Origin of the sequence: Labrenzia sp. PO1, from assembly GCF_012273635.1 — a bacterium.
GTDB classification, from domain to species: domain Bacteria; phylum Pseudomonadota; class Alphaproteobacteria; order Rhizobiales; family Stappiaceae; genus Roseibium; species Roseibium algicola.
This window is the reverse complement of the sequence record NZ_JAAXCR010000001.1, coordinates 859,540-883,112: the sequence shown is the minus strand read 5'-3', so window position 1 is coordinate 883,112 and position 23,573 is coordinate 859,540. Positions and strand designations below refer to the sequence as shown.

Here is a 23,573-nt window from a genome sequence, read left to right as displayed (position 1 = left end):
TCCAGTTGGTTCACATAGCTCGCTGGATGCGACTGTAAATAACTCATCTTGCAAAAAGCCCCCAGAAAAAACCACCGCAGCCGCGAAGATGCAACCGGTTCCTGTCTCTAGGGCAGGGACATCAACAAAGAAGTGATACCGGTCACAGCCCGGTGGATTGTCAGGAGCCGGGTGCCGAACGAAAGGCCGCGGCAGGCCCCATGCGCAGGCGGACAGCCTTTGGAACGTCCAGGAAATCGTAGAAAGACCGGTGCTGACGCAAGCCGCATAACTCGCGCTGGATGGTGACATGCCAGAGCGCTTCACCGGCATCGGCAAGCCGGTTTTGCAGGGTTTCGCTATCTGTTTCGGAACCGTCTTCCGCCGATTTCAGATCGGCGAGAGCCGTCTCCAGCTTTTTGGTAAGCCGCGAAAGCGTGGATGCCTTCTCGTTGAGAATCTCGTTCTCGAGAGCTGCCGAGAGCGGATCCTTGTCGGCAGGTCTGGTCAGTTGAGGTGGGCGTACGGTCATGACGTCGGAAACTGTTGCGGCAATCTCACGCAGGGTCACACGACGGCTCCTTTCAAGGCAAGCCTTTTTCCGCAACAGCCGACGTCGACTAAATCGCGGTGAGACTCGGCCTCGGGAGGGGCCGGAAGGTCGATCTGTTTCTCGGGAATTAGTCAATTCAACCGTAACTTTTAGGTGCTACCTACCCGATTATCTACGCATTTATACGGATCATTCCCGACCATGTTCAATGTGCTTGGCTGCATCTTCTATCAGCACAACATCGCGCTTGTGGGGCTCGCAGCTCTCGTTTGTCTGTTTGGATCGGCCGTTACCCTGCGGCTGTTGCGGCGTTGTGTGCGTGCGCAAGGCACGCAGCGTCTCGGGTGGCAGTTTCTGGCCGCCGTTGCCGGTGGCGGCGGTGTCTGGACCACGCATTTCGTTGCAATGCTGGCCTACGAGCCGACCGCTCCGGTCTCGTTTGATCCGGCCCTGACACTCATTTCGCTTGTGATCGCGATTGTCGGGCTGTTTGTCAGTTTCGTGGCCAGCGGCCTCGGTAGCGGAAAGATCCTGACCGGCATGGGTGGGGCTCTCGTCGGAATTTCATTTGCGGCCATGCATTACACCGGGATGTTCGCCTACCGGATCACAGGGCTCGTCGAGTGGGACTTCGGCTACATCGTCGCGTCCGTCCTTTTGTCTGTGGCCCTGTCCGCTGCCGCGATCACCTTGATCTGGCGCACCTACCTGGGCTCTCGTCGGTATTGGGTTGCCGTTGCCCTGATGGTGACCGGGATCGTAAGCCTGCATTTCACCGGCATGACTGCGTTGCGGATCATCCCGATGTCGCAGAATTTCACGGAGGTCGACAACGGTGCTGCCCTTGCCCTTGCGTTGGCAATTGCCGTTGTTGCCCTGCTGGTTGTCGGCACCGGGCTGACGAGCTTCCTGATCGACAACAATGTGCGAGCCATATCCAGGCGGCAACTGCACCATGTTGCCGCTCATGACGCACTCACGGGCTTGCCGAACCGCACGAGCTTCCAGAGGCAGCTTTCCGGACATCTCGATGGGTATTTGAACCCCGGCAAGAAGCTGGCGGTGATCGGGATCGATCTGAACCGCTTCAAGGAAATCAACGACACCTTTGGCCATGCTGCGGGTGACGAGGTTCTGCGCATCCTGGCCCGGCGCATGGAGCAGATCCTGCGCGATGATGAATTCATCGCCCGCCTCGGCGGCGACGAATTCGCAGCCATCAAGCCTTTCAGCGACAAGGATGAAATCCTGTCTTTTGCGAAACGGATAGAGAGCGTTTTCACCCGTCCGATCGAAATAGGGGCAATGGACGGCATCGTTGGCGCGAGCCTCGGGGCGGCGATCTGGCCTGACGATGCCCAGACGCCGGACGAACTGGTCAACAATGCCGACCTTGCCATGTATCACGCCAAGCATGGGTTTCTCGAAACGATCTGTTTTTACGATGCCAACATCGGTGCAACGGTTCGAAACAGGCGGCAACTGGCAGAAGATTTGAGACGGGCGCTGGAGCGCGGCGAGCTCGAGATCCATTATCAGGTGCAGATGTCGCTGAATTCCAGCCAGGGCATCCGGGGATATGAGGCCCTGCTTCGCTGGACCCATCCCGTGATCGGCCCGATTTCACCGTCCGAGTTCATTCCCGTTGCCGAGGAAAACGGGTTGATCGCTTCCCTTGGAGCTTGGGTGCTCAACAAGGCCTGCGAGGACGCCTCGCGATGGGAACCGGCCTACCGGGTTGCCGTGAACGTTTCCGCCGTACAGTTCATGGACACCAACCTGCCACGGCTGGTGCATGAGGCCCTGGTGACGACCGGACTTTCACCACACCGCCTGGAGCTGGAGCTGACGGAAACCGCCCTTGTGAAAGACAAGGCCCGTTCGCTGCACATCATGCGCCAGATCAAGGATCTGGGCGTCGGTCTTGCGCTGGATGACTTCGGCACAGGCTATTCTTCGCTTGAAACCTTGCGGACCTTTCCCTTCGACAAGATCAAGCTCGACAGGGCGTTTGTTGGCGAAATGGAGCAGGACCGCCAGTCCAAGGCGATCGTGCGCGCCGTTCTGGCTCTCGGAAAGAGCCTGGACATTCCGGTGCTGGCTGAGGGCATTGAGACTGAAGAGCAGATGGAGATCCTGCAACAGGAAGGCTGCGACGAAGGTCAGGGCTTTCTGCTGGGGCGTCCATCGCAGGTCGATCGCCTGATCCAGCACGGCGGCCCCGTGCAAAACGAGGCGCGCAAACCGGCGGAACCAACGCGCAGGATGGCAGCATCGAAGAGTGAAACTGGAGGCGACAAAGATGGTGGCCCGGTTTCCCTGCGTTCGCCTCTTGCCGCACGCAGTTGAGGCAGGGCTGCGGTCTTGTCGTCAGGGCTGCAAGCGGCGTGTCGAGATGCCGGGACGGGTTACCCGGCGGGTTTTTCCTGTGTCAGGTCCTTTTCAAACGCGATCAGGCACAAGAGCGCGCACAGTTTGATGAGGCAGGGCACGCCCGCATAAGTGAGGCTGAGCAGAAAGCCGAGTTGTGCGGTGAGGGCAGTTCCCGGCTGATACCCGAACAGGCCCAACAAAGGCAGCGTGAGGCCGGTGGCAAGGGCGAGACCGGACTTGGACAAGAACGCCATAATCGCAAAAAGGCGGGAAGCCTCCCCCTGTCGCCGGTCCGTGTCGATATGGTCGGCCAATATGGCGGGTGGCAAGGCAAGGTCAGCGCCTAGTGCCAGGCCGGACAGGGCGCAGACAAACGCATAGGCTGTCAGATCTCCCTCTCCCAGAAGAGCGGCCCAGCAGAACGTGAAGATGGCGCCGGCCAGTGACATTTGCCACGCCCGCACCTTGCCGAAATGTCGGGCAAGCCGGGTCCAGAGCGGCATCGAGATGACGCCTGACAGGAAATAGACCAGCAGAAAAAGCCCTGTGTAGCTCTCGGCCCCCAGCCTGTCGCGGATGAAGAACAGCACCAGGACGGCGGGGATCGCGCTTGCGAAAATATTGAGAAACAGCAGTCCGAAAAACAGACGCCTCCAGCGGCTCCGCAACAGGGTCCACCAACCCATTACCGGACCAACTGTTTGCGGGTTCTCAAGGGGTGCCGACCGCATCCATCGTAACAGCAGCCACAAGGAGGCCGCCAAAAGTGGCAGATAGCCAAGCGTCACATAGAGAAATGCCGTTTCGATGCCGGTCCGTGTTGCCAGTGCGGCGGGCAGGACCGACGCAATGAGGAGACCGGCAAGCCCGAACCCTTCGCGCGCTGCTGTTACCGGGGTCCTGTCGGAGGCGCTGGTTTTCCAGAGACCGCCCAGTGTCTGGTAGTTGATGGTGACGACCGAATATCCTGTGGTGCAGATGAGCACGGAGGCGGCAAACCAGACAAGCGGTGCCTCCTTCCAGGGATGAAACAGCATCCAGAAGCCCACGCCAAGCAGGATTGCTCCAAGTGCCAGAACAGTCCCGCGCCACTGGTGAAACCGGTCGCTGAGGCTGCCAATGAAAGGATCCTGGATGGCGTCGAACAGGCGCAGGGCAAGAAGAATGGCGCCGAGCGTCGCCACGGGTTGCTGCAATGAAACGGCATAAAAATCCGGGGCGTGCAGGTAGATCGGCAAACCGGCGAATGCCAGGGGAAATGCCATGACCCCATAGGTCGCAAGGCCGGAAAGCGTCACGCTTCCTGTATCACCGGATTTTTTTGGCAGTGCCGTGGCGTCGTCCGACAGTCGTGTCGTCACGAACCGGACCCGACCAGTTGCGCGCGCAACTGAGGATCACGCGTGTTGTTTCCCAGCCAGATAGCGAAGAACTTCTTCGTGAATGCCGGGTCGGAGATCGTGCCGAGCTTCTGGTTGCCGAGATAGAACTCGGCCTTGCCGCTGCTGGTGCGTACACCCGTAATCGATTGTCCGGGGGAGACATTTGGAAACAGGGCTTCCATCTGGGTTTGCCACTTGGCAAGCTGATCATCCGAGACGCCGCCCTGCCGGCGGATTTCCTTGACCGAGCTTTCGGCGATCTGCTTGCCCTTGAAGGTGCGCAGATAGGTGAGCTTCAAGGCAAAAGGGGCCGACGGGCTATAGGTGCCCTGCGGGGCATAGAGTTCGGCGTCAAACACCTTGAAGCCGAGGAAGGTCATCCGGCCCTTGCCAACCAGTTCGGCAGACGGAAGCAGCCTGGCCGCTGAACCCAGGTCGGCGAAGGCCGCGCCGGCAGGTGCTGCAACAGCGAATGCCAGGGCAAGCGCGAAAGCGAACCTGTGCAACCGGAACCCTAGTGTCTTCAAATGAGGAAACATCGAACAACCCTCCGCAGATCTTGTCGTGTACCCAGCCTGAAAGGATCTACGGGGGAACCGCGTTGCCGGATTAGTGAAAGCAACCTTCTTTCGGAAAACCGCCACAGAGGAGACGGCCTGCCTTTCATCTCGCGGTTGTCTGGCGTCAAAACCACGGCTCTATGTGCGATACGGTCTCATCATGTCTCGCCTGCCGTTTTTTCTCGAAACGTTGGCAAGATTTCCAGCTGTCATGTTTTCTTCGATTTCGCGATGCAGTATAGTGAGGGAAAGCATGGGCCTGCTGCGGACGCTGCGTCACTCAAGATGACGACATCGGGAGCGGATCGGGTCTGGCAGCATGCAGCCGGTGAAATTCTCCGGCACAATTTCCATTTCTCAGGTGAGACCGCATCGTGCGGAACCTTAGGCGTCAGCTTGGACGATTGTCATGAGTGAGATCGATTTCAAACCGAAACTGAAGCAAAAGACGAAGGTGCAGCGGCCAAAACTCTACAAGGTGATGCTGCTGAACGACGACTATACGCCGCGGGAATTTGTCGTCCTGATCCTGAAGGCGGAGTTCCGCTTGGACGAGTCCCAGGCTGAGGTCGTGATGATGACAGCGCACCAGAAGGGGATCTGTGTTGTCTCCGTCTATCCGCGAGACGTCGCCGAAACCAAGGCTACACGCGCTATCGATGCTGCGGTTCAACTTGGCTATCCGCTGCAGTTCACCGTTGAGCCTGAGTGAAGCTGCGGCCTGCTAAATTCCTTCGTCAATTGTCATCGTCCATGCAGGCTTAGCCGCGCGCTCTGCCGGCAGAGACGATCTTCTTGTGTCAGGTAACTGACAAAAAAGAGCTATTTGTCTTGGGGAGACTGCCGGGGGGCAACTCGTTCTCGCCAATTACCGGCCAGGGACGCTGTGCTGCTGAGACTGCGTTTCACCCTTGCACACCCTCATGCCGGAGGTGACTGGCACGAAATCTGCTGAATATGCAATCAAACGCTGCATATATCAGGATTTGTGCCAATATGGAACATTGTGCAAAGACAGTTGCTCCGAAACAGAACGTTTCCTTCCGCAAGATCGTTGTAACCGGTGGCCTGGGTTTTATCGGGTCCAAGGTGTTCAGACGTGTTGCAAGGATGGCGAATGTCGCCGAGACGGTGATCCTGGACCGGGTCTCCTACGCGGCTGATTTTCGCCGCCTGGCACCCATCGGTGAAGCGGGAGATCTTCCCGTCATTCGCGGAGATATCCGCTCGCCGATCGATGTGGCTGCTGCGCTGCATGAATGCGACGCCGTGATCCATCTGGCGGCAGAAACCCATGTGCCGCGGTCGTTTGCCGACCCGGAACTCTTCTTCGACGTCAATGTGACGGGCACTGAAACCCTTCTGAAGGGGGCGCAGGAAGCCGGCGTGAAGCATTTCATTCATGTCAGCACGGACGAAGTCTACGGTCCTGCAATGGAGGAGGTTCGCGAAACCGCTCCGATGCGGCCGACGACACCCTATGCGACCTCCAAGGCCATGGCTGAGGAGGCTGTCATGATGGCTGCGCAAAATGGCCTCAGGTCAACGATCCTGAGACCGACCAATGCTGTTGGCACCGGACAGAACCCGGAAAAGCTGTTTCCGCGTTTCGTCATGCAGGCACTGAAGGGCCAGAAGCTGACGATTGAAGGCACGGGGGCCCAGGAACGCAGTTTTCTGCCCGTCAGCGATCTCGCTGCCGCCATCGGTCTGGTGCTCAACACACAGGACGAACAGGCGCTCGAGATCTTCAACGTTTCCGGGGAAGAGGACTTGTCTGTACTTGAGGTGGCGCGGCGGGTTTGCGAAATAACCGGCGTCTCCACCGGTCTTCATTTCATTCGGGATCGTGTAACCAACGATGCGGCTTACCGGATCGACGACAGCCGCCTGCGGTCTCTCGGGTACCGACAGAAGAGCTCAGTCGATCAGGAGCTGCGCGCGATCTACCGCGAAATGCGGGTCCGTGTCCGTCGCTTTGCCGACGAAGAAAGGTTCTGATGCTGAGCCTGCCGACAGAAGCTGCGCTTCCGCCGATCCGCTTTCATGCGCCGCATATTCCACCCGCGACTTACGATGCGGTGGCATCGGCGCTCAGCAGCAAACATCTGCGCTCCGGCGGGAGCTACAGCCGGAAGGCGAAGGCGCTGGTGAGCCAGCATGTTGGCCATGACCGTGTGTTCCTGACCAATTCCTGCACGTCCGCACTTGAAATTTCGGCCCTTGCGCTGGATCTGGGGCCGGAAGACGAGGTCATCGTTCCTTCGTACACCTTCTGCGCAACAGCGACGGCCTTTGCCCGCAAGGGAGCGCGGATCGTGCTGGCCGACATTGATCCGGCAACGATGATGGTAACGCCGGAAACACTGGAGGCACGGCTGACAAGCCGGACCAGAGCTGTCGTCGTTGTGCACTATGGCGGCGCGGCAGCTCCAATGGCGGCAATCAAGGATCTGTGCGATCGGCACGGGGTCGTCATTCTGGAAGATGCGGCCCAGGCATTCGGCGCGAAGCAGGATGGCCGGGCCGTTGGGACGTGCGGTCTGTTTGCCGCCTATTCCTTCCATGAAACCAAGATCATCAGCGCCGGGCACGGCGGCGCGCTGGTGTTGAACAGCGACAATTCCCACCTGCGCGAGCGTGTTGAAGAGCTTTTGGCGCGGGGCACGAACTTTCCCGCTTTCGCAAGGGGCGAAGTCAACCACTATGAATGGACCTCGGTTTCTTCGAGCTTCGAAATGCCGGACCTGAATGCTGCCTTGCTTTACAGCCAGCTGGTGCATTCAAGAGAGATCCTTCTGAAAAGCCGCGCGATCTGGGCGTACTACGAAAAGTCCCTGCGGGATCTGCCGATCGAGATCCTGCGGCCAGGCATGGGTACAAAGGCAAATGGCTATTCCTTTGCCTTCCTCGCAAAGGACCGGGAAACAACATACCGGATATTGCAGGGGGCTGCCCGAATGGGGCTTGGCCTGCAGTCACACTACAAGCCGCTGCATCTTTCCAGCTTTGCCGGGCGGATCTTGGCTGGCAGCTGCGTTGGTGCGGAAAACACGTGGGGCCGGCTGGTGCGTCTTCCAGTGCACATGGACCTGAGCACGGGTGATGCAGCCCGGATCTGCGAGTTCCTGAAAGCTGAACTTGGCTGAAGCGATCAGTTACTCCCGATTTTCAGCCGAAACCGCCCGGTGCAGCAGAGTGGCCAGGGTCTTCATTGCAAGTTGCGTATGGGACATGAAACCGGCCTGTTCGAAATAGGCAGTATCGCGCGCGAGCCGTTCGGGCAGGATTTCGCGTGCATAGACATCTTCGGCGTCGTCCGCGCCTTCGATCCGGTTCAAATTGGTCAGGGCCCACAGTGTGCCCGGGCTGATCAGGCCGGGCAGGAACAACAGCGATCTTCGCATCTCATCGTCATAGTAACGGGCGACAATGCCAGGGTCTTCCGGCCTCGGCCCGAAGAACGCCATGTCCCCCCGCAGGATGTTGAACAGCTGAGGCAGCTCGTCGAGCTTGGTGTTCCGCAGGAAGCTGCCGATGGGGGTGATACGGTTGTCCCGCACTTCGGTGATCGCGCTTGCGTCGCTCGTGCCGGGGCGCATGGTCCGGAATTTCACCATCGCAAAGGTACCTCCGCCCAGGCCGGTTCGCCGGGCGATGAAAAACGGTGCCTTCCGGTCACCAAGCCAGACGAGAACGGCGATGCCGGCCAGAACCGGCGACAGCAGGATCAACAAAACGGCGGCGAATACCTTGCTCATCAAATCGTCATTGTACGGGGATGTCGCTGAAATACGCCCGGTGTGCCCGGACATTCTGCCGGAAACGCGGCAGGAAAACGGTCTTTGAAAAACGAGGCCCCGGACTTGGATAGCCGGGGCCTGATCTGCTCGTGTTATCTGTGGCCGGATGACAAATGCCGGACAGAGGGCTGCGTCAGTCGCGCAGCTTGACGATCTTGTCGTCGCCGCCGTTCGGAGTGTTGTCGTCCGGACCGTCGTCGTCGGATCCGTCGCCGTCAATGTCGATCGGCTCGAATTCGTTCGAAAGCGGCTCGGTAATGCCAAGCTCGGCAGCCGGATCGTAGCCTTCGGTCAGTCCGAGTTCTTCGGCCGGACCGCGGCCTTCCATTGCCATCTGATAGTTGACGATGACCGACTTCAGCTGGACGATCTGCTCGTTGGCAGTGTCGACCTGGATCTTGTAACGCTGCAGACGCTTGTTCTCTTCGATCAGGTCTTCCAGATTGTCGGCGTATTTCTGGTTCTGGTTGCGCTGGTGGTTCAGGTCCGTCAGGGCCGAGTTGTAGCGCAGGTTCAGCTCACGCAGCTTGGCGGTGGTCGCCATCAGCTCGTTGCGGTCTTTTTCGTGGTTCTTCTGCGCACTGTCGAGCAGATGTTCGATTTCCTGCATGCGTTTGAGAAGATCGCGGCTGCGTTCCTTCAGCGTGGAGTTCTCGCGCGCCATCTCCTGCAGAGACTGGGCGCCGATGCGGCGCTGGGACGAGAGGTTTTCGATTTCCGCGTTCAGCGCATAGACCTCGTTGTCGTGCTTGCGCTGTTCTTCCTCAAGCCGGCTTTTCGCGTAGGCCAGTTCCTGATTTGCAACATCCAGATGAGACTTGAGGTCGATGTTGTCGTTGCGGAATTCACCGACTTCGCGCTTGACCGCTTCCAGCTCGCTGGTGACCTGGTTGTTCTTGCGGATTTCATCTTCCAGCAGCTTGGCGCTTTCGGACAGGTTCTGCTGCAGTTCCTTTTCGCGGTGGCGAACCGCTTCCAGATCGGAACCGAGGCTCTCGGCATGTTTTTCCAGCGTCTCGAACTTGGCCTTGAGGTCGTTGAGCTTGCCGGAGAGATCAGACACCTGGGAATTGGCTTCCACGAGCTTGGCGCTCTGCAGCCGGTATTCCTCGTTGACCTTCTTGTTGTTGTCGCGAATGGAGACGATGTCGTTACGGGCGGTTTCCAGCGCCGTGCGTGTCTCTGTTGCACGCTTGCGCAGGGAATGGACTTCGGCCTGGGCATCTTCCAGCTGGGTGGTGAGCGTCCGGACCTTGTGTTCGGCGTCAAGCAGGTCGGTGGAGATCTTGGCGTTTTCGGATTTCAGCCGGACCTCGGTTTCCACGGTCGTCCGGGAGCCTTCAAGGTATTCGGCCATCAAGCGGATCGACGTCTGGCTTTCCGCAGCAAACGCAGCCATCTGTTCGAAGGTCTGGTTCAGACCGCCGATGCGGGACTTGAGCCCGTCCAGATGGTTCATCTTTTCCTGCATTTTCAGGGCGAACGGGGAAAGATGCTCGATATTGCTCTTTTCAGGAGCCTGTGCGGTTTCCTGAATTTCGCTTGCCTCTTTCACGGTCTCGACCCGCTGCTCCTGGTCACCGCCGGGGCGCGAGGATTTCGAGAAAATGCCCATTCCTGTCTCCTGACTTTCCCGCCGGCGCCGCCCGGCGAAAGATACGCAAAACTTTAACTCTTTATTAACCCATAAGCGCTGGCGGTTTCAACGACTCAGGGCAAGCTGACCGCAGAATACAGTGTGAAGTGTTACCCTCAAAAGACAGATATCCCCGGCATTTTAACGGATTTGCACCTATGGTTAACAAGTGTGGCGGGTTGCAACGGGCCGCACATGCCGCAAAGACTGTTTGCGGGCCGTTCCGAAGTGGGAAGGAGAGAGGGCATGACACCCGCTTATCTGATCTTCATGACCTTCATGACGCTGGCATTTCTCCTGATGATTGCCGGCTATGTGAGCGCTCTTCTGTTCATCAAGCGTCTCAACCTTCTGGAGGAGGCTGCGTTTTCGCCGCTGAAGGGCGTTGGCATGTGGAAACGGATGTTCACGCCTGGCGGGTTTGGTGACGAGGCTGAACCCGGACGCCGCCGCATCGCGCGGCTCTATTTTCTGGCGCTGGCGGCTTTCGCGATTGCCATTGTCCTGTTTTTCGTTCTGCCGGCGGTCCCCCGTTAAATCCGAGCCGGGTTGTCTCAAACTTCACTGATTGCAGTTGACGTCACTTGCCGTATCCGCCGAAATGCCGGGGATTTCTGAAAGTTTCCGCGGAGACAGATATGCGTATTTTCCAAAAGACATTCCTGTTGGGTCTTGCTCTCTTTTTCTTTTCGTACCTCCCTGCCACTGCCTATCAGGTGTTTCACACCTACCGGATTGCGGGCAGCGATATTCTGGCCGTTGCTGAAGGAAACCATGTCGATGAAGACCCGCTTGTCCTGTCCCTGAAGCTCGACATCGGCAGTGGGGAAACAACCGATCTGGCGATCGAGACAGACGGCGACATTGAAGAATGCAAGCTCCAGCTTGAAACCATCATGGGATCGCACTCGGCCTATGCGGAAATCGTCGTCGACATGAATGCCCAGACCATGAACGGCGTCCTGATGGTCCAGTGTGCAGTCTTTCATGGGCTGTTTCCGGAGAAGCAATAGGCCTGCCTCAAAGCATCAATCAGACCACCATTCCAGATCGGCTCTCGGCTTGCACCTCGCTTGTCCGGAATGATGGTGGTGTTTTGGGCGAAGGCTCTAGTCCCCCATCTCGTCGATCGTCCAGCTCAGCGGCCAGCCCTCGGGCGGGCCGGTGATGCCGTCGCAGTCGGTCTTTTCGAGATATTCCATCAGGGAGTAGTTGCCGCTTTCCGCTTCAACCTCGTGGCGCTCGAAGGTGCCGCAGTCGTAGTTGGGCGAGTGGTAGGTGGTGCCCGTCACCTGGCCGCTGCCCGGGTCGTAGAACAGGTTGTTGACCAGGGCATGGTTGGGCTGGTTGAAGCCGGGGGGTGTCTCGAACTCCTTCCACTCGTCCAGCGACGGATCGAAGGGAACATGCATCGCCATGTAGTAAGGAACGTTGAGGTCGGCCATCTGACAGGGAACGACCCAGGTCTCCACGTCGCCTTCCGCGTAGTATTGCGCGCCGAAGGCGGGCACCGTTTCCGCAAGCTGACAACCCAGCGTGCGGTAGCCAATCATCTGGATCTCGTCCGGAAGCTCGCTGACCGCATAGACCTGACCAATCCCGCCGCGGTTGACGCCGCTGTTGCTGGTCTCCTGAGACGGCATGATCGGTGGCGGCAGATCGTCGACGGGTGCCTCGGCAACCGTGTCGGCTGATGCCGGAGACGGGGCGGGAGCAGGCTGTGCCGGTGACGGGGATGAAGCGGCGGCTGCGGCAATGCCGGTGGCTTTGGCAGAAGGCAACCCCCCCCAGGCCACGATGGCGTCCTGCCGGCCGATGCGACCCTGCACGTCATCCATTTTCAGGAGTGCATGGGTGATGCCGGAGAGGGAGACTTCGTAGGTGATCGTGCCCACGCTACCGCCAAATTCGATCTGGATCGAAGCGTCCTGGCCGAGGCGCAGGTTTTCGATCAGGTCCCGGTCGGCGTCACCGCCGAAGGTCATCTCATTGCCGGTGTAGACCTTTGCAGCCTTGCCGAAGAAACCGACATTGTCCTCGTCGCCTTCGATTTCGATCCGGGCGCGCATGCCGGTTTCGAGTGGCGTTTTCGGCCTTAGGGTTACAAAAACCTGCGCGTCTGCCTTGGCGCTGCGTTCCACCTTAAGCCTGAACGCTTCGTCATTGGAACCGGTGCCTTCGGTTTCGGCAATGCAGTAGGTCTTCTCGTTGCAACGTAGCGACCAGTCGCCGAATTCGGTTCTCGCGAGTTCGGCTGCCGCCGGCCCGGCAAGGACCAGCGCGAGCGATGAAAATGCAAGTATTTGTTTTGTCATGTCAGCCCCCTCTGACAATGCCGGCTGGTCGCCGGACCCCACCCCACCATGACCCTGTGCGACCGCAAGTCAATCGGGCGAAAGACGGATGTACGGAAAGTCGAGGTGACGCTAGGGCACAACCGCATCCGCGAAAATGACGTTGGAACAAAAGCTCCGGTCACTTGTTTTCCATCGAGTGTTCCAGGCCGTGATCGGTTCGGGAAAGTTCGTTGGGGGCGAGAGGATGAAAAGAATGACGTCGAGATTGCTTCGAAATTCAACTGCCATGGCGCTTGTCCTGGCGATTGGCCTGCCGCTGCAGCCGGGTGTGCCACGTGCTCAGGAGACGACTGTCGATTGTGCGGCCAATCCGGATCAGGAAGCCTGCAAGAACCAGGAAGCCGCACCTGTGGAAGAAGCGCCAGCCCCTGACACTTCTGCCGAAGAAGCCCCCGCCGAAGAAGCTCCCGCCGCAGAAGCACCTGCTGCGGAAGCTCCTGCCTCGGAAGCTGCGGCCGAAGAAGCGCCTGCCGACCCGGCACCTGAAGAAGGTGCGGTGGAAGATGTTGCCCCCGAAGCTGCTCAGGAAACCCAGGCGGAAGAGCCGGCGCCTGCCGCTACTGAGCCCGTCGCGACAGAAGATGCGCAGCCTGAGGCGAAACCGACAGCCCCCGTGGAAGAGGCAGCTCCCGCCGAAAAACCCGCCGCGCCGGTTGAAGAAACCGCGCCGGTGGAAAAACCCCTGACCGCGGAAGAAACGACCGCGCCGGAGGCAAAGCCGGAAGCTCCTGTCGAAGAAGCGGCGCCTGCGGAAGAGACCGCGGCCGAGCCGGCATCCGAACAGCCGGTGGAAGAGCAACCGGCTGATGCCGGACAGGCGGATGCCGCGGAGAGCACGGAACCGCAGGCGGAAGAACAGCCGGCGGATGCCGTTTCGACTGAAGCGCCTGCGGCCGAGGAACCCACTGCGCAGGAGAGCACCGAGAAGAGTGCCGAGGAAACCGCCCCAGCAGAGCCGGCTGCGGAAGAAACCGCTACCGATGAAGCTGGTGCCGATCAGAAAACCGCGGAACAGCCGCAGACTGCTGAAGAGATCGCACCTGCTGTCGCCCCGGTCGAAGCCACCGCGGCAGATGAAACCGTGACCGAAGAGCCGGGTGAACCGATCGCGGCCCAGGCGGCCGCACCGGCGGAAGAACCGGCGGCCGTCGTCTCGGACGACGCAACGGACGCGCAGCGCGCCGAAATCAAGGCGAAGGAAGAACGCCGCCGTGATGAAGCCCGCGACCGCAGGCTGGAACTGCTTGGTGCCGCGGCTGTTGGTGTCGGCGTCGGCATGCTGATCCCGGCCCTTGGCGGCAAGGTGGTCGAGGATCAGGGTGACCGGATCATCGTCGAGCGGGACGGCGAATATTTCGTGCGCAAGGACGAAAGCAGCCTGCTGCGCTATGGCGATGACGAGTTCCACGCCGAACGCCTGCGTGGCGGCCGCACGCGCGAAACCGTCACCCGCACCAACGGCGTGAAGATCATCACCATCCGCGACGAGGGCGGCTATGTGCTCTACCGCTCACGCCTTCTGCCGGATGGCCGCGAGTATGTGCTGATCGACAATCGCGAATACAACCACCGTCGCCGGAACTACGACCGCGAACTGCCGCCGCTGGAAGTCGGCATCCCGCGCGATCGTTACATCGTGCCGGCGGGCCGGGCGAACTATGACGAGATCTACCAGACCTTCACCGCGCCGCCGGTTGAACAGGTGGAGCAGGCCTATTCCCTGCGCGACATTCGTGAAAACGAACGCCTGCGCGACAAGGTGCGCCGGGTGGATCTCGACACGATCACCTTCGACACCGGCAGTGCCGTGGTGCGCCAGAGCCAGGTTCCGCAACTTGAGGACATCGCCCGCGCATCCCAGGCCCTGATCGATCAGGACCCGACGACGGTGCTGTTGATCGAAGGCCACACGGATGCTGTCGGCTCGGATGTTTCCAATCTCGCGCTTTCCGACCGCCGTGCTGAAACCGTCGCCCGTATTCTGGCGGACATTTATGGCGTGTCGCCGGAGAACATGGTCGTTCAGGGCTATGGCGAGGACTATCTGAAGGTCGATACGCAAGGCGCTGAAGAGCGCAACCGCCGCGTGACGATCCGCAACATCACGCCGCTTTTAAGCGCGCGCAGGTAACAGGCAAACGGTGCGGCGCCAGGGTTATTGGCGCCGCGTTTCCCGCCACGGACCGGGCCCGGGACAGGAAGGTCTCGTCAGATGTGGGAAGGCATCATCCTTGCCATAACTGACATTGACAATTTCTGACGACCCGGCTCATGTGGCCGCACAGATCGGTCCGCGCCGGAATGCTCCGGGTGGTCCGGGATTGATACGATCCGCCTGGCCGACTCTCCGTAGGCGAGCGGCACGAACGACAGAACCATTTTCGAAGGTCTTCATGCGACTGACACCTCCTTCCATTATCGTTTTCCTGATTTCCCTGGCCCTTTTCGTTGTCGCGGTGCTCCCCATGCTGGGCGTCGCCGTCCCGAGCATCGGCGTTTCCACCGTCCATCTCCTGATCGGCTCCTGGGCCGTGCTTGCTGCCGGTGTGCTGTTCAAGGGCATCTGAGCGGCTCAGATCTCGTAAGAAGATGAGCGAGCTACGCTCGCGCTGACGCGCTGGATTCCGGATCAGCGTGCAGCCTTGCTGCACTTGTCCGGAATGACGGTGGGGAGGAAATGCTCGCCACACTTCTCAGGCGTCCGAGCCCTAGGGAGCGATGGGGCAGCTTTGAAAACGGATTTACCGTCAGACTCACCTCTCCCTAGCCATACCCACCCGTCATTCCGGACAAGCGTAGCGCAGCTGCGCGCAGATCCGGAACCCAGACATATTTCATGCCAAAGGCATGACCTTGTTTCTTGCAAGGCTTGGCGATGCACGGAATAGTCACACCATGCCTGCTGCCGTCTACATTCTCGCCTCGAACCGCAACGGCACGCTCTATATCGGAGTGACTTCCAACCTTCCGCGCCGCCTCTACGAGCACCAGAACGGCCTGATCGAAGGCTTCTCCAAGACCTACGGGGTTACCAGGCTCGTTCACGCAGAACTGTTTGAAAGAATGGATGAGGCAATCTACCGTGAAAAACAGCTGAAGAAATGGCGGCGCAGCTGGAAGATCGACCTCATCGAACGCAGCAATCCGGAATGGCTGGACTTATCGTCGTCGGCGCTCTTGTAAAGCGCCACGCAACCCCCTCGGATTTCCTGTATACCCGCAGCCTCAACTCACCCACCCGTCATCCCGGACAAGTGCGGCAACACCGAACGCAGATCCGGAATCCAGACATATTCTGCGCCGAAGGCGCGCCCATTCTCTATAGGAGAACGAGTGCGGAGCGAGCTGCGCTCGCACTGATGCGCTGGGTTCCGGATCGTCGCACAGCTTCGCTGTGCTTGTCCGGAATGACGGTGGGGAGGAGAGGCTTGCCAGTTCGCCAAGGCCTCACGAACAGGAGGCGTTAGCATCGCAGGGCTGGTCTCGCCGTCGAACTTATCGTCAAAGACACCTGTCCCTATCTCCACCCACCCGTCATCCCGGACAAGTGAGGCAACGCCGAACGCAGATCCGGGATCCAGACATAGTCTGCGCCGCTGGCGCTCAATTTCTAGGGAGAGAGGACTAAGGAGCGAGCTGCGCTCGCGCTGACGCGCTGGATTCCGGCTCAGCGTGCAGCCTTGCTGCACTTCTCCGGAATGACGGAGCGGAGGAGAGGCTGCGGTCGCCTCGCAGCTTCAGGCTTTCACCGTCATTGCAGGGCTCGACCCTGCAATCCATGCTGTGTCTATTCGACAAACGAAGCTTCTGTGTTGGGCTCGGTCAGGGCATGGACCCCATGGTCAAGCCATGGGATGACGACAAAGCAGGGCGATGCGATCAATCCAAGCCTCGTCATCCTGGTCTGTCGAGCCTTCGATTGCCCTCCAGCAGGGGGATTTCTTTACCGTCCCGGACGCCCGCTTTTCTTCGGCCGCCCGCGATTGCGCTTCTCCTCTGCCGGGTCTTCGTAGGACCCTGCGCCGATCTTTGCCCTAACCAGCGGTTTGACCGGGTCTGACGAGCCGAGGGGGACTTCCGTGCGGCCGACGGTCATTTCGTCGAGGGTGTTCTTGCGCACCTTGGCACTGGGGCCGGGCAAGGCGTTCCGGTCCTTGGCGGCCTGGGCCTTGTCGCGGGCGGTCTGTTTCTTCTTGCCGCTCGCGCCTTCCTTGGTGCCGCCGGCGCCGAACTTGCGGTCGCCCTTGTAGCCGCCGGTCTTGCCGTCGACGTCGGACTGGCGGGCCATGGCGTCGTCGGCGACGGCCAGTTCGGTTGCCTGCAGGCGCTTGATCTCGTCGCGCAGGCGGGCGGCCGTCTCGAAGTCGAGATCGGCGGCGGCGTCGCGCATCTGTTTTTCCAGATCCTCGATATGGGCCTTGAGGTTGTGGCCGACCAGGTTGCCCTCTTCGGCGAAGCCGGCGTCGATGGTGACGTGGTCCTGCTCGTAGACGCTTTCCAGAATGTCGCCGATGGAGCGACGGACGCTTTCCGGGGTGATGCCGTGTTCCTCGTTGTAGGCGAGCTGCTTTTCGCGGCGCCTGTTGGTTTCGGCGATCGCCCGTTCCATGGAGCCGGTCATGTTGTCGGCGTAGAGGATCACCTTGCCGTCGACGTTACGTGCCGCGCGGCCGATGGTCTGGATCAGCGATGTTTCGGAGCGCAGGAAGCCTTCCTTGTCCGCGTCCAGGATCGCGACCAGCGCGCACTCGGGAATGTCGAGGCCTTCGCGCAGCAGGTTGATGCCGACCAGCACGTCGAAAGCGCCCAGGCGCAGGTCGCGAAGGATCTCGATGCGTTCCAGCGTGTCGATGTCGGAGTGCATGTAGCGCACGCGCACGCCGTTCTCGTGCAGATATTCCGTCAGATCCTCGGCCATGCGCTTGGTGAGCGTGGTCACCAGCGTGCGGTAGCCTTTCTGGGCCACCTCGCGCACTTCGCCCAGAAGGTCGTCGACCTGGCTGGTAGCCGGGCGGATTTCCACCGGCGGATCGATCAGCCCGGTCGGGCGGATGACCTGCTCGGCAAAGACGCCGCCGGACTGGTCCATCTCCCAGGAGCCGGGAGTTGCCGACACCGCGATGGACTGCGGCCGCATGGCGTTCCATTCCTCGAAGCGCAGCGGACGGTTGTCCATGCACGACGGCAGGCGGAAGCCGTATTCGGCCAGCGTTGCCTTGCGGCGGAAGTCGCCCCGGTACATGGCACCGATCTGCGGGATGGTGACGTGGCTCTCGTCGGCGAAGACGATGGCGTTGTCCGGCAGATATTCGAACAGGGTGGGGGGCGGCTCGCCCGGCTTGCGGCCGGTGAGATAGCGGGAATAGTTCTCGATGCCGGCGCAGGAGCCGGTGGCTTCCAGCATCTCCAGATCGAACATGGTGCGCTGTTCCAGCCGTTGCGCCTCCAGCAGGCGGCCGTGCTGGTTCAGCTCCTCCAGCCGGTGCTTGAGTTCGTCCTTGATCGACTTGATTGCCTGGTTGAGCGTCGGCTTGGGCGTGACATAGTGCGAGTTGGCGTAGATCTTGACGCTTTTCAGCTCGCCCGACTTCTGTCCCGTGAGCGGATCGAACTCGGTGATCGACTCGATCTCGTCGCCGAACATGGAAATGCGCCAGGCGGTGTCCTCGTAGTGGGCCGGGAACAGCTCGATGGTGTCGCCGCGCACCCGGAAGGTGCCGCGCTGGAAGGCGGCGTCGTTGCGCTTGTATTGAAGGGCCACAAGATCGGCGATCAGCTGGCGCTGGTCCATGCGCTCGCCAACCTCGATGGCAAAGGTCATGGCGGTGTAGGTTTCGACCGAGCCGATACCGTAGATACAGGACACCGAGGCGACGATGATGACGTCGTCGCGCTCCAGCAGCGAGCGGGTGGCGGAGTGGCGCATCCGGTCGATCTGCTCGTTGATCGAGCTTTCCTTCTCGATATAAGTGTCCGTGCGCGGAACATAGGCTTCCGGCTGGTAGTAGTCGTAGTAGGAAACGAAATACTCGACCGCGTTGTCCGGGAAGAACGACTTGAATTCGCCGTAGAGCTGGGCCGCCAGCGTCTTGTTGGGGGCCAGGATCAACGCCGGACGCTGGGTACGGGAAATCACCTGCGCCATGGTGTAGGTCTTGCCCGAGCCGGTGACACCGAGCAGAACCTGCGTCTGGTCGCCGTTTTCCATGCCTTCCACCAGGTCGGCAATGGCGGTCGGCTGGTCGCCCTTGGGCTCATAGGCGGACTTCAGAACGATCGGCACACCGCCTTCGGACTTTTCCGGGCGCTCCGGCCGATGCGGCACCCAGAGCTCGCCGTTCTTGTGCAGGGGGTTACCGCTTTCGATCAGCGCGGACAGCGCCTCCACCGTCGCGGTGGCACCCTGGTTCCCGGTCAGCTCGCCGTACTTGCTTTCCTTGTTCTTCTTCTTGTTGTCTTTCTGGTGCTGCTTGAGCTGCTTTTCGAGGCTTTCGGCCTCTTCCAGCGACATGTCGAGACCGGCCACCGGGTTGAGGCCGCCTGCCGCGCGTTCGCGGGCGCTGTCTGCCTTGCCGATGGAGGTGCCGCGTGACGACTTGGTCGGCTTTTCCTTTTTCGCACTCACGGTGGCACCGGCCTTGCGGCCTGACTTCCGTGACGCTGCACCGTCGGTCCGATCCTCTTTTCCCTCACCAGCGCTCCGGGGGGCTGCCTTCCTGGGCTCCGGCTTGTCTGCTTCCTGCGATATTTCCGCTGCCCAATCACTGATCGATCCGGACAGGGGCGTTCCCGAAAGTGACTTCTGGGGCGCTTCGCCGAAGCCGTCAGCAGAGGTCGTGTCGTCGGAGGAGGATTTGGTCGGGCGCTTGCTCATGGCCGCAATATGGTCCGGTTGCGCGCGTGAGGAAAGGGGGTGGTTGCGGGTTTGTTCCGCTTTTTGCCACTTCCTGTCAGTCTCCTGACATAAGGCTGTCAGGAAGTCCACCGACAGGCGGAGGTCGGTGGATGAAGATCAGAAAAAAATCGGCCCGCGAAGGGCAGGTGGTGCGGGCCGATGGAAAAGTTGGACTTTGGCCGTTTGATGGGGCCTTGGCCAGTATCGGGCTGGCGTTCGCCCTGTCCGGATAGTGAGAATGACAGGGCGAGATGCCGGGCAGTTCAGTTCACGACCTGGAGTGCGGTCACCAGGCGGTCGCCGGACACTGTTGTCGTGAAGGTGATCAGGACTTCCGATCCGATCATCAGATCTTGCGAACTGAGCGTGTCGGTCAGAAGAAACCTGGACCCGTCTTCAAGGGAAAACAGGCCTTCGAAGGGATCGATGGACAGGATCGTACCTGCGATTTCATCTGCGAGCGCGGACCGAAGGCTGGGCGGGGGCAAAGTCAGCAACAACGGCGCCGTCGCAATCGCGATGAGCCATTTTGGCATTCACGTCTCCTTGTGCAAAAGGGGCGTCAGGATCCGGTCTCGGGGGCGGCGCGGATCCCGGAAAATGAAGGCGGCGCACCGTCAGCCTCCGTCAGGCCGAGGCAGTTTCGTGGTGCAGTGGCGTGACGCTGGCTTAGGGCTGAACCTCTATGGAGAGGATCGAGTCAACGCCGTTTTCCGAGCCATTGTAGTGAATGGTGACGGTCTTTCCTGCAGCCAGCGTGTCCGGCACCGCGACGGAGCTGGAAATTGTCTGGAACTGTGTCTTGTCGCTCAGAACAAGCGTACGAGTTGCCGGGTTCCAGGTCTCTACGGAAGCGGTCACGCTGTCGGCAGTTGCGGGCGCCAGGCCGGCAGCAAGGAAGGCAGCACCAAGGACAAAGCCGCGAATGGCCATTGCAGATATCCTTTCAAGGACAGAGATGTTTGAAGGTGCAGTGGTTTCGCGGCCATGACGGCTTGTTGCCAATGTCATGACGGCTTGGGTTCTCTATCCATCTCATGCCTTGGGAAATCCAGAAGCACTGCCTGGTGAGTGGCTTACGCGGGACGCGCTTGACCCTGCTGACGCGGATTCAGCGCTTGGATTGCGGCGGAAATTTGTTCGAAATCAGGGGTGCAAAAAATATTGTCTGACCAGGTTTCCGGCAGGGTTTAGAGCGCCTTTTCGGCGGGATTTTCGCCACGTTTGGGCGCGTAAGAGGCCCAGGCACACGCGCCGGAAAATACACCTTCAAAGGGTGATGTGCCCACGTGAGGCTGTTGTTTCTCTTTGTAAATCTTTTGCGTGCTGCGTAGTTTGCTGAATATTCGGGGTTTCGGTCTCGTGCTATAATCGGCTCCATCAGATCACAAGCAGACAAGCTGCATCTTGCGCGGAGGAGGCGAAAGATGAGACTGAGAACTATTGTTGAAATCACCCTGATGACCGGCATGTTTTACGCGGTTACCCCGGCAGGGGCCGATCCGCTGGACCTGACCCATCAGCCGGATCTGACAGCAGCGAAAGTTGTCCTTGCAAGCCTGGATAGCGGGCTTGAAGTGCCGCCGATGCCCAACATGTCGCCGCGCCTGTCCGGCGCCGTGGAACTGCCGGGGTCATCGACGGACAAGGGTCCGTTGATGCAGGTTGCCGGCCGTTGCGGTTCATCGGAGTATTACTGCGACTCGCCCGGTTTCCTTTATTGCTGCGGCAATTCCTCGGAAGGGTTCTACTGCGCTGCCGATGTCAACGGCTGCACGAAGTAACACCCGGTCGCGTTCGCCCACCCCACGGGCGGGCTAGCGGCAGTCGCAAACGGACATGCGTCCCTGTACGGTGGTACGCCACTGGCCGCTCCAGCTGAGACCGTTGCCAAAGCAGATGCCGGGGCATTTGCCCTGCGCATCAGCGTTGTTCCAGATCGGCCCGGCCTGGATTTCACGTCCCGGGCTGGCCTTCTCACACGCACAGACCGACATCTGCCCCTGTACCGTCGTATGCCACTGCCCATTCCAGCGTGCTCCCAGCCCGCCGCAGACACGTGGACATTTCGCCTGCGCGTCACCATTGTTCCAGATCGGCCCGGCCTCGACGTTGTAGGTCTGTGCGCTGGCGGGAAGTGCAATGAGCAGGAAGAAGAGCGCTGTGAGCAGCTTCGGCAATCGCATCGGAACCTCCGTAGATAATCGATCCGCCAGAGCTTCCATTACCTCTCGCCGTGTGTCGACCGGGAAGTTCTGTGTGAACTGGTTTCTCGCACGGCGTGGCCCTGCTTCGGCAGGGCCACGATCTGGGATCGCGGTATCCGTGGGGCGGTATCTGGAAAATTTTGAGATCAGACGATTACTGGATCCCCGCCTGGGCGGGGATGACAAGGGTAAGCGAGCCGGTCCAGGAAGAAAGCGGGTTCACTCTCCTCGCGGATACCTCTGGCTTTCTTCCACGATGTTCAGGTCCATGTGGTTGCGCATGTAGCGTTCGGAGGCTTTTTGCAGGGGCTGGTAGTCCCAGGGGAAATAGGCGCCGTTGCGCAGGGCTTCGTAGACGATCCAGCGGCGGGCCTGGGACTGGCGCACTTCGGCGTCGAAAGCGGCCATGTCCCATTGTTTCCCTGCGATTTCGGCAAAACGCACGGCGGTTGCGGCATGTGCCGGGTCGGCGGCGAGGTTGGTCAGTTCGTGCGGGTCGTCCGTCACGTTGAAGAGCAACGGCGGGTCGAGTTCGCAGTGGATGTATTTCCAGTCGCCCTCCCGGATGCCGACCAGCGGGGCGTAGGAGGCTTCGGCGGCATATTCCATCAGCACCGGTGCGGTGCGGGGCTCGCCTTTCGCCAGAGGCACAAGGCTGGTGCCGTCGGTCCACGGCATGATCTCACTCATGTCGATGCCGGCGAGGTCGCAGACGGTCGGCAGAACGTCGAGCGTGCTGACTGGATCGGAAATGTGCTTCGGCGCGAGATCCGCGTCGGCAACCATCAGGGGCACGCGGGCCGAGCCTTCGAAGAAGTTCATCTTGAACCACAGGCCGCGCTCGCCCAGCATGTCGCCATGATCTGAAACGAAGAGGATGGTGGTGTCCTCGGTCAGGTCCATCGCGTCGAGCGCGTGCAGGATTTCGCCGATCTTGTCGTCCAGATAGGTGATGTTGGCGAAATAGGCCTGTCGCGAGCGGCGGATGTCTTCTTCGGTGATGTTGAAGTTGCGCCAGTCGTTGGCATCGAAGATGCGCTTTGCATGCGGGTCGTGGTCGTCGTAGTCCATCGCCGGAACCTGCGGCAGCAAGTGCTCGCAGTCCTCGTAGAGATCCCAGTACTTCTGGCGGGCGACATAAGGGTCGTGCGGGTGGGTGAAGCTGACAGTCAGGCAGAACGGGCGGTCGTATTTGCCGCGGCCGTAGTCGTGGATCTTGCGCACGGCCTGGAAGGCAACATCGTCGTCATATTCCATCTGGTTGGAAATCTCGGCAATGCCGGCGCCCGTGACTGACCCCATGTTGTGGTACCACCAGTCGATACGCTCGCCTGGCTTGCGGTAGTCGGGCGTCCAGCCGAAATCGGCAGGGTAGATGTCGGTGGTCAGTCGTTCCTCAAAGCCGTGCATCTGATCCGGACCGACGAAATGCATCTTGCCGGACAGGCAGGTGGTGTAACCGGCGCGGCGCAGATGATGGGCATAGGTCGGGATGTCAGAGGCGAATTCGGCGGCATTGTCGTAGACGCCCGTACGGCGTGGCAGCTGGCCGGACATGAAGCTTGCGCGTGCCGGCGCACAGAGCGGCGAAGCGGTGTAGGTGTTCTCGTAGCGAATCGAACGGGCGGCAAGTTTCTTCAGGTTCGGTGCGTGCAGAAACTCCGCCGGGCCGTCCGGAAACAAGGTTCCGTTCAACTGGTCGACCATCAGGATCAGGATGTTCTTGCGCTTTCCCATGCTGCTTCTCCGCCGCGAGTGAGGACCTTGCCGCAAGTGTTAGCTTTTTTTTAATTGAGCGATCAATCAAAAACGGCATAGTATGAAAAAC

General features: G+C 60.1%; 21 protein-coding genes. 10 read left to right on the top strand and 11 right to left on the bottom strand.

Translation table 11 applies throughout. The annotated features are described in order from the left end of the window. Window positions 1-160 precede the first annotated feature (160 nt). Window positions 161-550: a DUF6665 family protein gene (locus HCG46_RS04200; RefSeq protein ID WP_209009300.1), complete on the bottom strand. Its 390-nt coding sequence runs from the start codon at window positions 548-550 to the stop codon at window positions 161-163. A 183-nt stretch (window positions 551-733) separates the two neighbouring features. On the opposite strand from HCG46_RS04200, the gene HCG46_RS04195 reads away from it, so the two are divergent. Further along, window positions 734-2,881, top strand: coding sequence for a bifunctional diguanylate cyclase/phosphodiesterase (locus HCG46_RS04195; protein ID WP_168684784.1), 2,148 nt, complete (start codon window positions 734-736; stop codon window positions 2,879-2,881). A gap of 59 nt (window positions 2,882-2,940) precedes the next feature. Here HCG46_RS04195 and HCG46_RS04190 read toward each other — a convergent pair whose 3' ends face one another. Then, entirely contained in the window at window positions 2,941-4,266 is a 1,326-nt protein-coding gene (locus HCG46_RS04190; RefSeq protein ID WP_209009298.1) for an MFS transporter, read from the bottom strand. After that, window positions 4,263-4,826, bottom strand: a complete 564-nt coding sequence (locus HCG46_RS04185) for a chalcone isomerase family protein (protein WP_168684782.1) — start codon at window positions 4,824-4,826, stop codon at window positions 4,263-4,265. The genes HCG46_RS04190 and HCG46_RS04185 overlap by 4 nt, the downstream gene beginning before the upstream one ends. 430 nt (window positions 4,827-5,256) lie before the next feature. Here HCG46_RS04185 and clpS point away from each other — a divergent pair, with 430 nt between their 5' ends. From clpS to HCG46_RS04170, 3 genes are all read left to right on the top strand, one after another. Further along, window positions 5,257-5,559, top strand: a complete 303-nt coding sequence (gene clpS / locus HCG46_RS04180; RefSeq protein WP_022998009.1) for an ATP-dependent Clp protease adapter ClpS — start codon at window positions 5,257-5,259, stop codon at window positions 5,557-5,559. A gap of 284 nt (window positions 5,560-5,843) precedes the next feature. Next, on the top strand, window positions 5,844-6,848 hold the full coding sequence (locus tag HCG46_RS04175) for an NAD-dependent epimerase/dehydratase family protein (RefSeq protein WP_168684780.1): 1,005 nt from the start codon (window positions 5,844-5,846) through the stop codon (window positions 6,846-6,848). Beyond that, entirely contained in the window at window positions 6,848-7,996 is a 1,149-nt protein-coding gene (locus tag HCG46_RS04170; RefSeq protein WP_168684778.1) for an aminotransferase class V-fold PLP-dependent enzyme, read from the top strand. Before HCG46_RS04175 ends, HCG46_RS04170 begins: the two co-directional genes overlap by 1 nt. Window positions 7,997-8,005: 9 nt before the next feature. On the opposite strand, the gene HCG46_RS04165 is transcribed toward HCG46_RS04170, so the two are convergent. Together HCG46_RS04165 and HCG46_RS04160 are read right to left on the bottom strand one after the other, a co-directional pair. After that, window positions 8,006-8,608, bottom strand: coding sequence for a sugar transferase (locus HCG46_RS04165; protein WP_075282540.1), 603 nt, complete (start codon window positions 8,606-8,608; stop codon window positions 8,006-8,008). 175 nt (window positions 8,609-8,783) lie between these two features. Then, window positions 8,784-10,265, bottom strand: coding sequence for a hypothetical protein (locus HCG46_RS04160; protein WP_022998005.1), 1,482 nt, complete (start codon window positions 10,263-10,265; stop codon window positions 8,784-8,786). A gap of 267 nt (window positions 10,266-10,532) precedes the next feature. Between HCG46_RS04160 and HCG46_RS04155 the strand changes: the two genes are divergently transcribed. Together HCG46_RS04155 and HCG46_RS04150 are read left to right on the top strand one after the other, a co-directional pair. Continuing rightward, window positions 10,533-10,823 (top strand): hypothetical protein, encoded by a 291-nt coding sequence (locus tag HCG46_RS04155; protein WP_022998004.1) that lies wholly within the window; start codon window positions 10,533-10,535, stop codon window positions 10,821-10,823. A 101-nt stretch (window positions 10,824-10,924) separates the two neighbouring features. Continuing rightward, window positions 10,925-11,299, top strand: coding sequence for a hypothetical protein (locus tag HCG46_RS04150; protein ID WP_062487738.1), 375 nt, complete (start codon window positions 10,925-10,927; stop codon window positions 11,297-11,299). A 96-nt stretch (window positions 11,300-11,395) separates the two neighbouring features. Here the strand turns inward: HCG46_RS04150 and HCG46_RS04145 are convergent, their stop codons facing one another. Beyond that, entirely contained in the window at window positions 11,396-12,601 is a 1,206-nt protein-coding gene (locus HCG46_RS04145) for a DUF1176 domain-containing protein (RefSeq protein ID WP_168684776.1), read from the bottom strand. 235 nt (window positions 12,602-12,836) lie between these two features. Between HCG46_RS04145 and HCG46_RS04140 the strand changes: the two genes are divergently transcribed. The 3 genes from HCG46_RS04140 (at window position 12,837) to HCG46_RS04130 (ending at window position 15,826) form a co-directional block, all read left to right on the top strand. Next, entirely contained in the window at window positions 12,837-14,774 is a 1,938-nt protein-coding gene (locus tag HCG46_RS04140; RefSeq protein ID WP_168684773.1) for an OmpA family protein, read from the top strand. A gap of 262 nt (window positions 14,775-15,036) precedes the next feature. Then, window positions 15,037-15,210, top strand: a complete 174-nt coding sequence (locus HCG46_RS04135; protein WP_022997999.1) for a hypothetical protein — start codon at window positions 15,037-15,039, stop codon at window positions 15,208-15,210. 280 nt (window positions 15,211-15,490) lie between these two features. Continuing rightward, entirely contained in the window at window positions 15,491-15,826 is a 336-nt protein-coding gene (locus HCG46_RS04130) for a GIY-YIG nuclease family protein (protein WP_286185196.1), read from the top strand. Between the two features lie 760 nt (window positions 15,827-16,586). Here HCG46_RS04130 and uvrB read toward each other — a convergent pair. From uvrB to HCG46_RS04115, 3 genes are all read right to left on the bottom strand, one after another. After that, a complete protein-coding gene (uvrB, locus tag HCG46_RS04125) occupies window positions 16,587-19,517 on the bottom strand; it encodes an excinuclease ABC subunit UvrB (protein WP_168684772.1) in 2,931 nt (976 codons plus the stop codon). Window positions 19,518-19,801: 284 nt separating this feature from the next. After that, window positions 19,802-20,074, bottom strand: coding sequence for a DUF1344 domain-containing protein (locus tag HCG46_RS04120; protein WP_168684770.1), 273 nt, complete (start codon window positions 20,072-20,074; stop codon window positions 19,802-19,804). A 133-nt stretch (window positions 20,075-20,207) separates the two neighbouring features. Further along, window positions 20,208-20,471 (bottom strand): hypothetical protein, encoded by a 264-nt coding sequence (locus HCG46_RS04115; RefSeq protein WP_168684768.1) that lies wholly within the window; start codon window positions 20,469-20,471, stop codon window positions 20,208-20,210. Between the two features lie 494 nt (window positions 20,472-20,965). Here HCG46_RS04115 and HCG46_RS04110 point away from each other — a divergent pair, with 494 nt between their 5' ends. Next, entirely contained in the window at window positions 20,966-21,322 is a 357-nt protein-coding gene (locus HCG46_RS04110; RefSeq protein WP_168684766.1) for a hypothetical protein, read from the top strand. A gap of 33 nt (window positions 21,323-21,355) precedes the next feature. Here HCG46_RS04110 and HCG46_RS04105 read toward each other — a convergent pair whose 3' ends face one another. Further along, the gene (locus HCG46_RS04105) at window positions 21,356-21,724 is read right to left on the bottom strand and encodes a mannan-binding lectin (protein ID WP_205838362.1); all 369 of its coding nucleotides are present in this window, start codon (window positions 21,722-21,724) and stop codon (window positions 21,356-21,358) included. Between the two features lie 240 nt (window positions 21,725-21,964). Next, window positions 21,965-23,482: a choline-sulfatase gene (gene betC / locus HCG46_RS04100; protein WP_022997992.1), complete on the bottom strand. Its 1,518-nt coding sequence runs from the start codon at window positions 23,480-23,482 to the stop codon at window positions 21,965-21,967. Window positions 23,483-23,573 lie beyond the last annotated feature (91 nt).

Bases quoted from the DNA above. Each gene is read 5' to 3' on its own strand.
- HCG46_RS04195 (WP_168684784.1), top strand. From the start codon at position 734: ATGTTCAATGTGCTTGGCTGCATCTTCTATCAGCACAACATCGCGCTT.
- HCG46_RS04185 (WP_168684782.1), bottom strand. From the start codon at position 4,826: ATGTTTCCTCATTTGAAGACACTAGGGTTCCGGTTGCACAGGTTCGCT.
- clpS (WP_022998009.1), top strand. From the start codon at position 5,257: ATGAGTGAGATCGATTTCAAACCGAAACTGAAGCAAAAGACGAAGGTG.
- HCG46_RS04175 (WP_168684780.1), top strand. From the start codon at position 5,844: ATGGAACATTGTGCAAAGACAGTTGCTCCGAAACAGAACGTTTCCTTC.
- HCG46_RS04170 (WP_168684778.1), top strand. From the start codon at position 6,848: ATGCTGAGCCTGCCGACAGAAGCTGCGCTTCCGCCGATCCGCTTTCAT.
- HCG46_RS04165 (WP_075282540.1), bottom strand. From the start codon at position 8,608: ATGAGCAAGGTATTCGCCGCCGTTTTGTTGATCCTGCTGTCGCCGGTT.
- HCG46_RS04160 (WP_022998005.1), bottom strand. From the start codon at position 10,265: ATGGGCATTTTCTCGAAATCCTCGCGCCCCGGCGGTGACCAGGAGCAG.
- HCG46_RS04155 (WP_022998004.1), top strand. From the start codon at position 10,533: ATGACACCCGCTTATCTGATCTTCATGACCTTCATGACGCTGGCATTT.
- HCG46_RS04150 (WP_062487738.1), top strand. From the start codon at position 10,925: ATGCGTATTTTCCAAAAGACATTCCTGTTGGGTCTTGCTCTCTTTTTC.
- HCG46_RS04145 (WP_168684776.1), bottom strand. From the start codon at position 12,601: ATGACAAAACAAATACTTGCATTTTCATCGCTCGCGCTGGTCCTTGCC.
- HCG46_RS04140 (WP_168684773.1), top strand. From the start codon at position 12,837: ATGACGTCGAGATTGCTTCGAAATTCAACTGCCATGGCGCTTGTCCTG.
- HCG46_RS04135 (WP_022997999.1), top strand. From the start codon at position 15,037: ATGCGACTGACACCTCCTTCCATTATCGTTTTCCTGATTTCCCTGGCC.
- HCG46_RS04130 (WP_286185196.1), top strand. From the start codon at position 15,491: ATGACCTTGTTTCTTGCAAGGCTTGGCGATGCACGGAATAGTCACACC.
- uvrB (WP_168684772.1), bottom strand. From the start codon at position 19,517: ATGAGCAAGCGCCCGACCAAATCCTCCTCCGACGACACGACCTCTGCT.
- HCG46_RS04120 (WP_168684770.1), bottom strand. From the start codon at position 20,074: ATGCCAAAATGGCTCATCGCGATTGCGACGGCGCCGTTGTTGCTGACT.
- HCG46_RS04115 (WP_168684768.1), bottom strand. From the start codon at position 20,471: ATGGCCATTCGCGGCTTTGTCCTTGGTGCTGCCTTCCTTGCTGCCGGC.
- HCG46_RS04110 (WP_168684766.1), top strand. From the start codon at position 20,966: ATGAGACTGAGAACTATTGTTGAAATCACCCTGATGACCGGCATGTTT.
- HCG46_RS04105 (WP_205838362.1), bottom strand. From the start codon at position 21,724: ATGCGATTGCCGAAGCTGCTCACAGCGCTCTTCTTCCTGCTCATTGCA.
- betC (WP_022997992.1), bottom strand. From the start codon at position 23,482: ATGGGAAAGCGCAAGAACATCCTGATCCTGATGGTCGACCAGTTGAAC.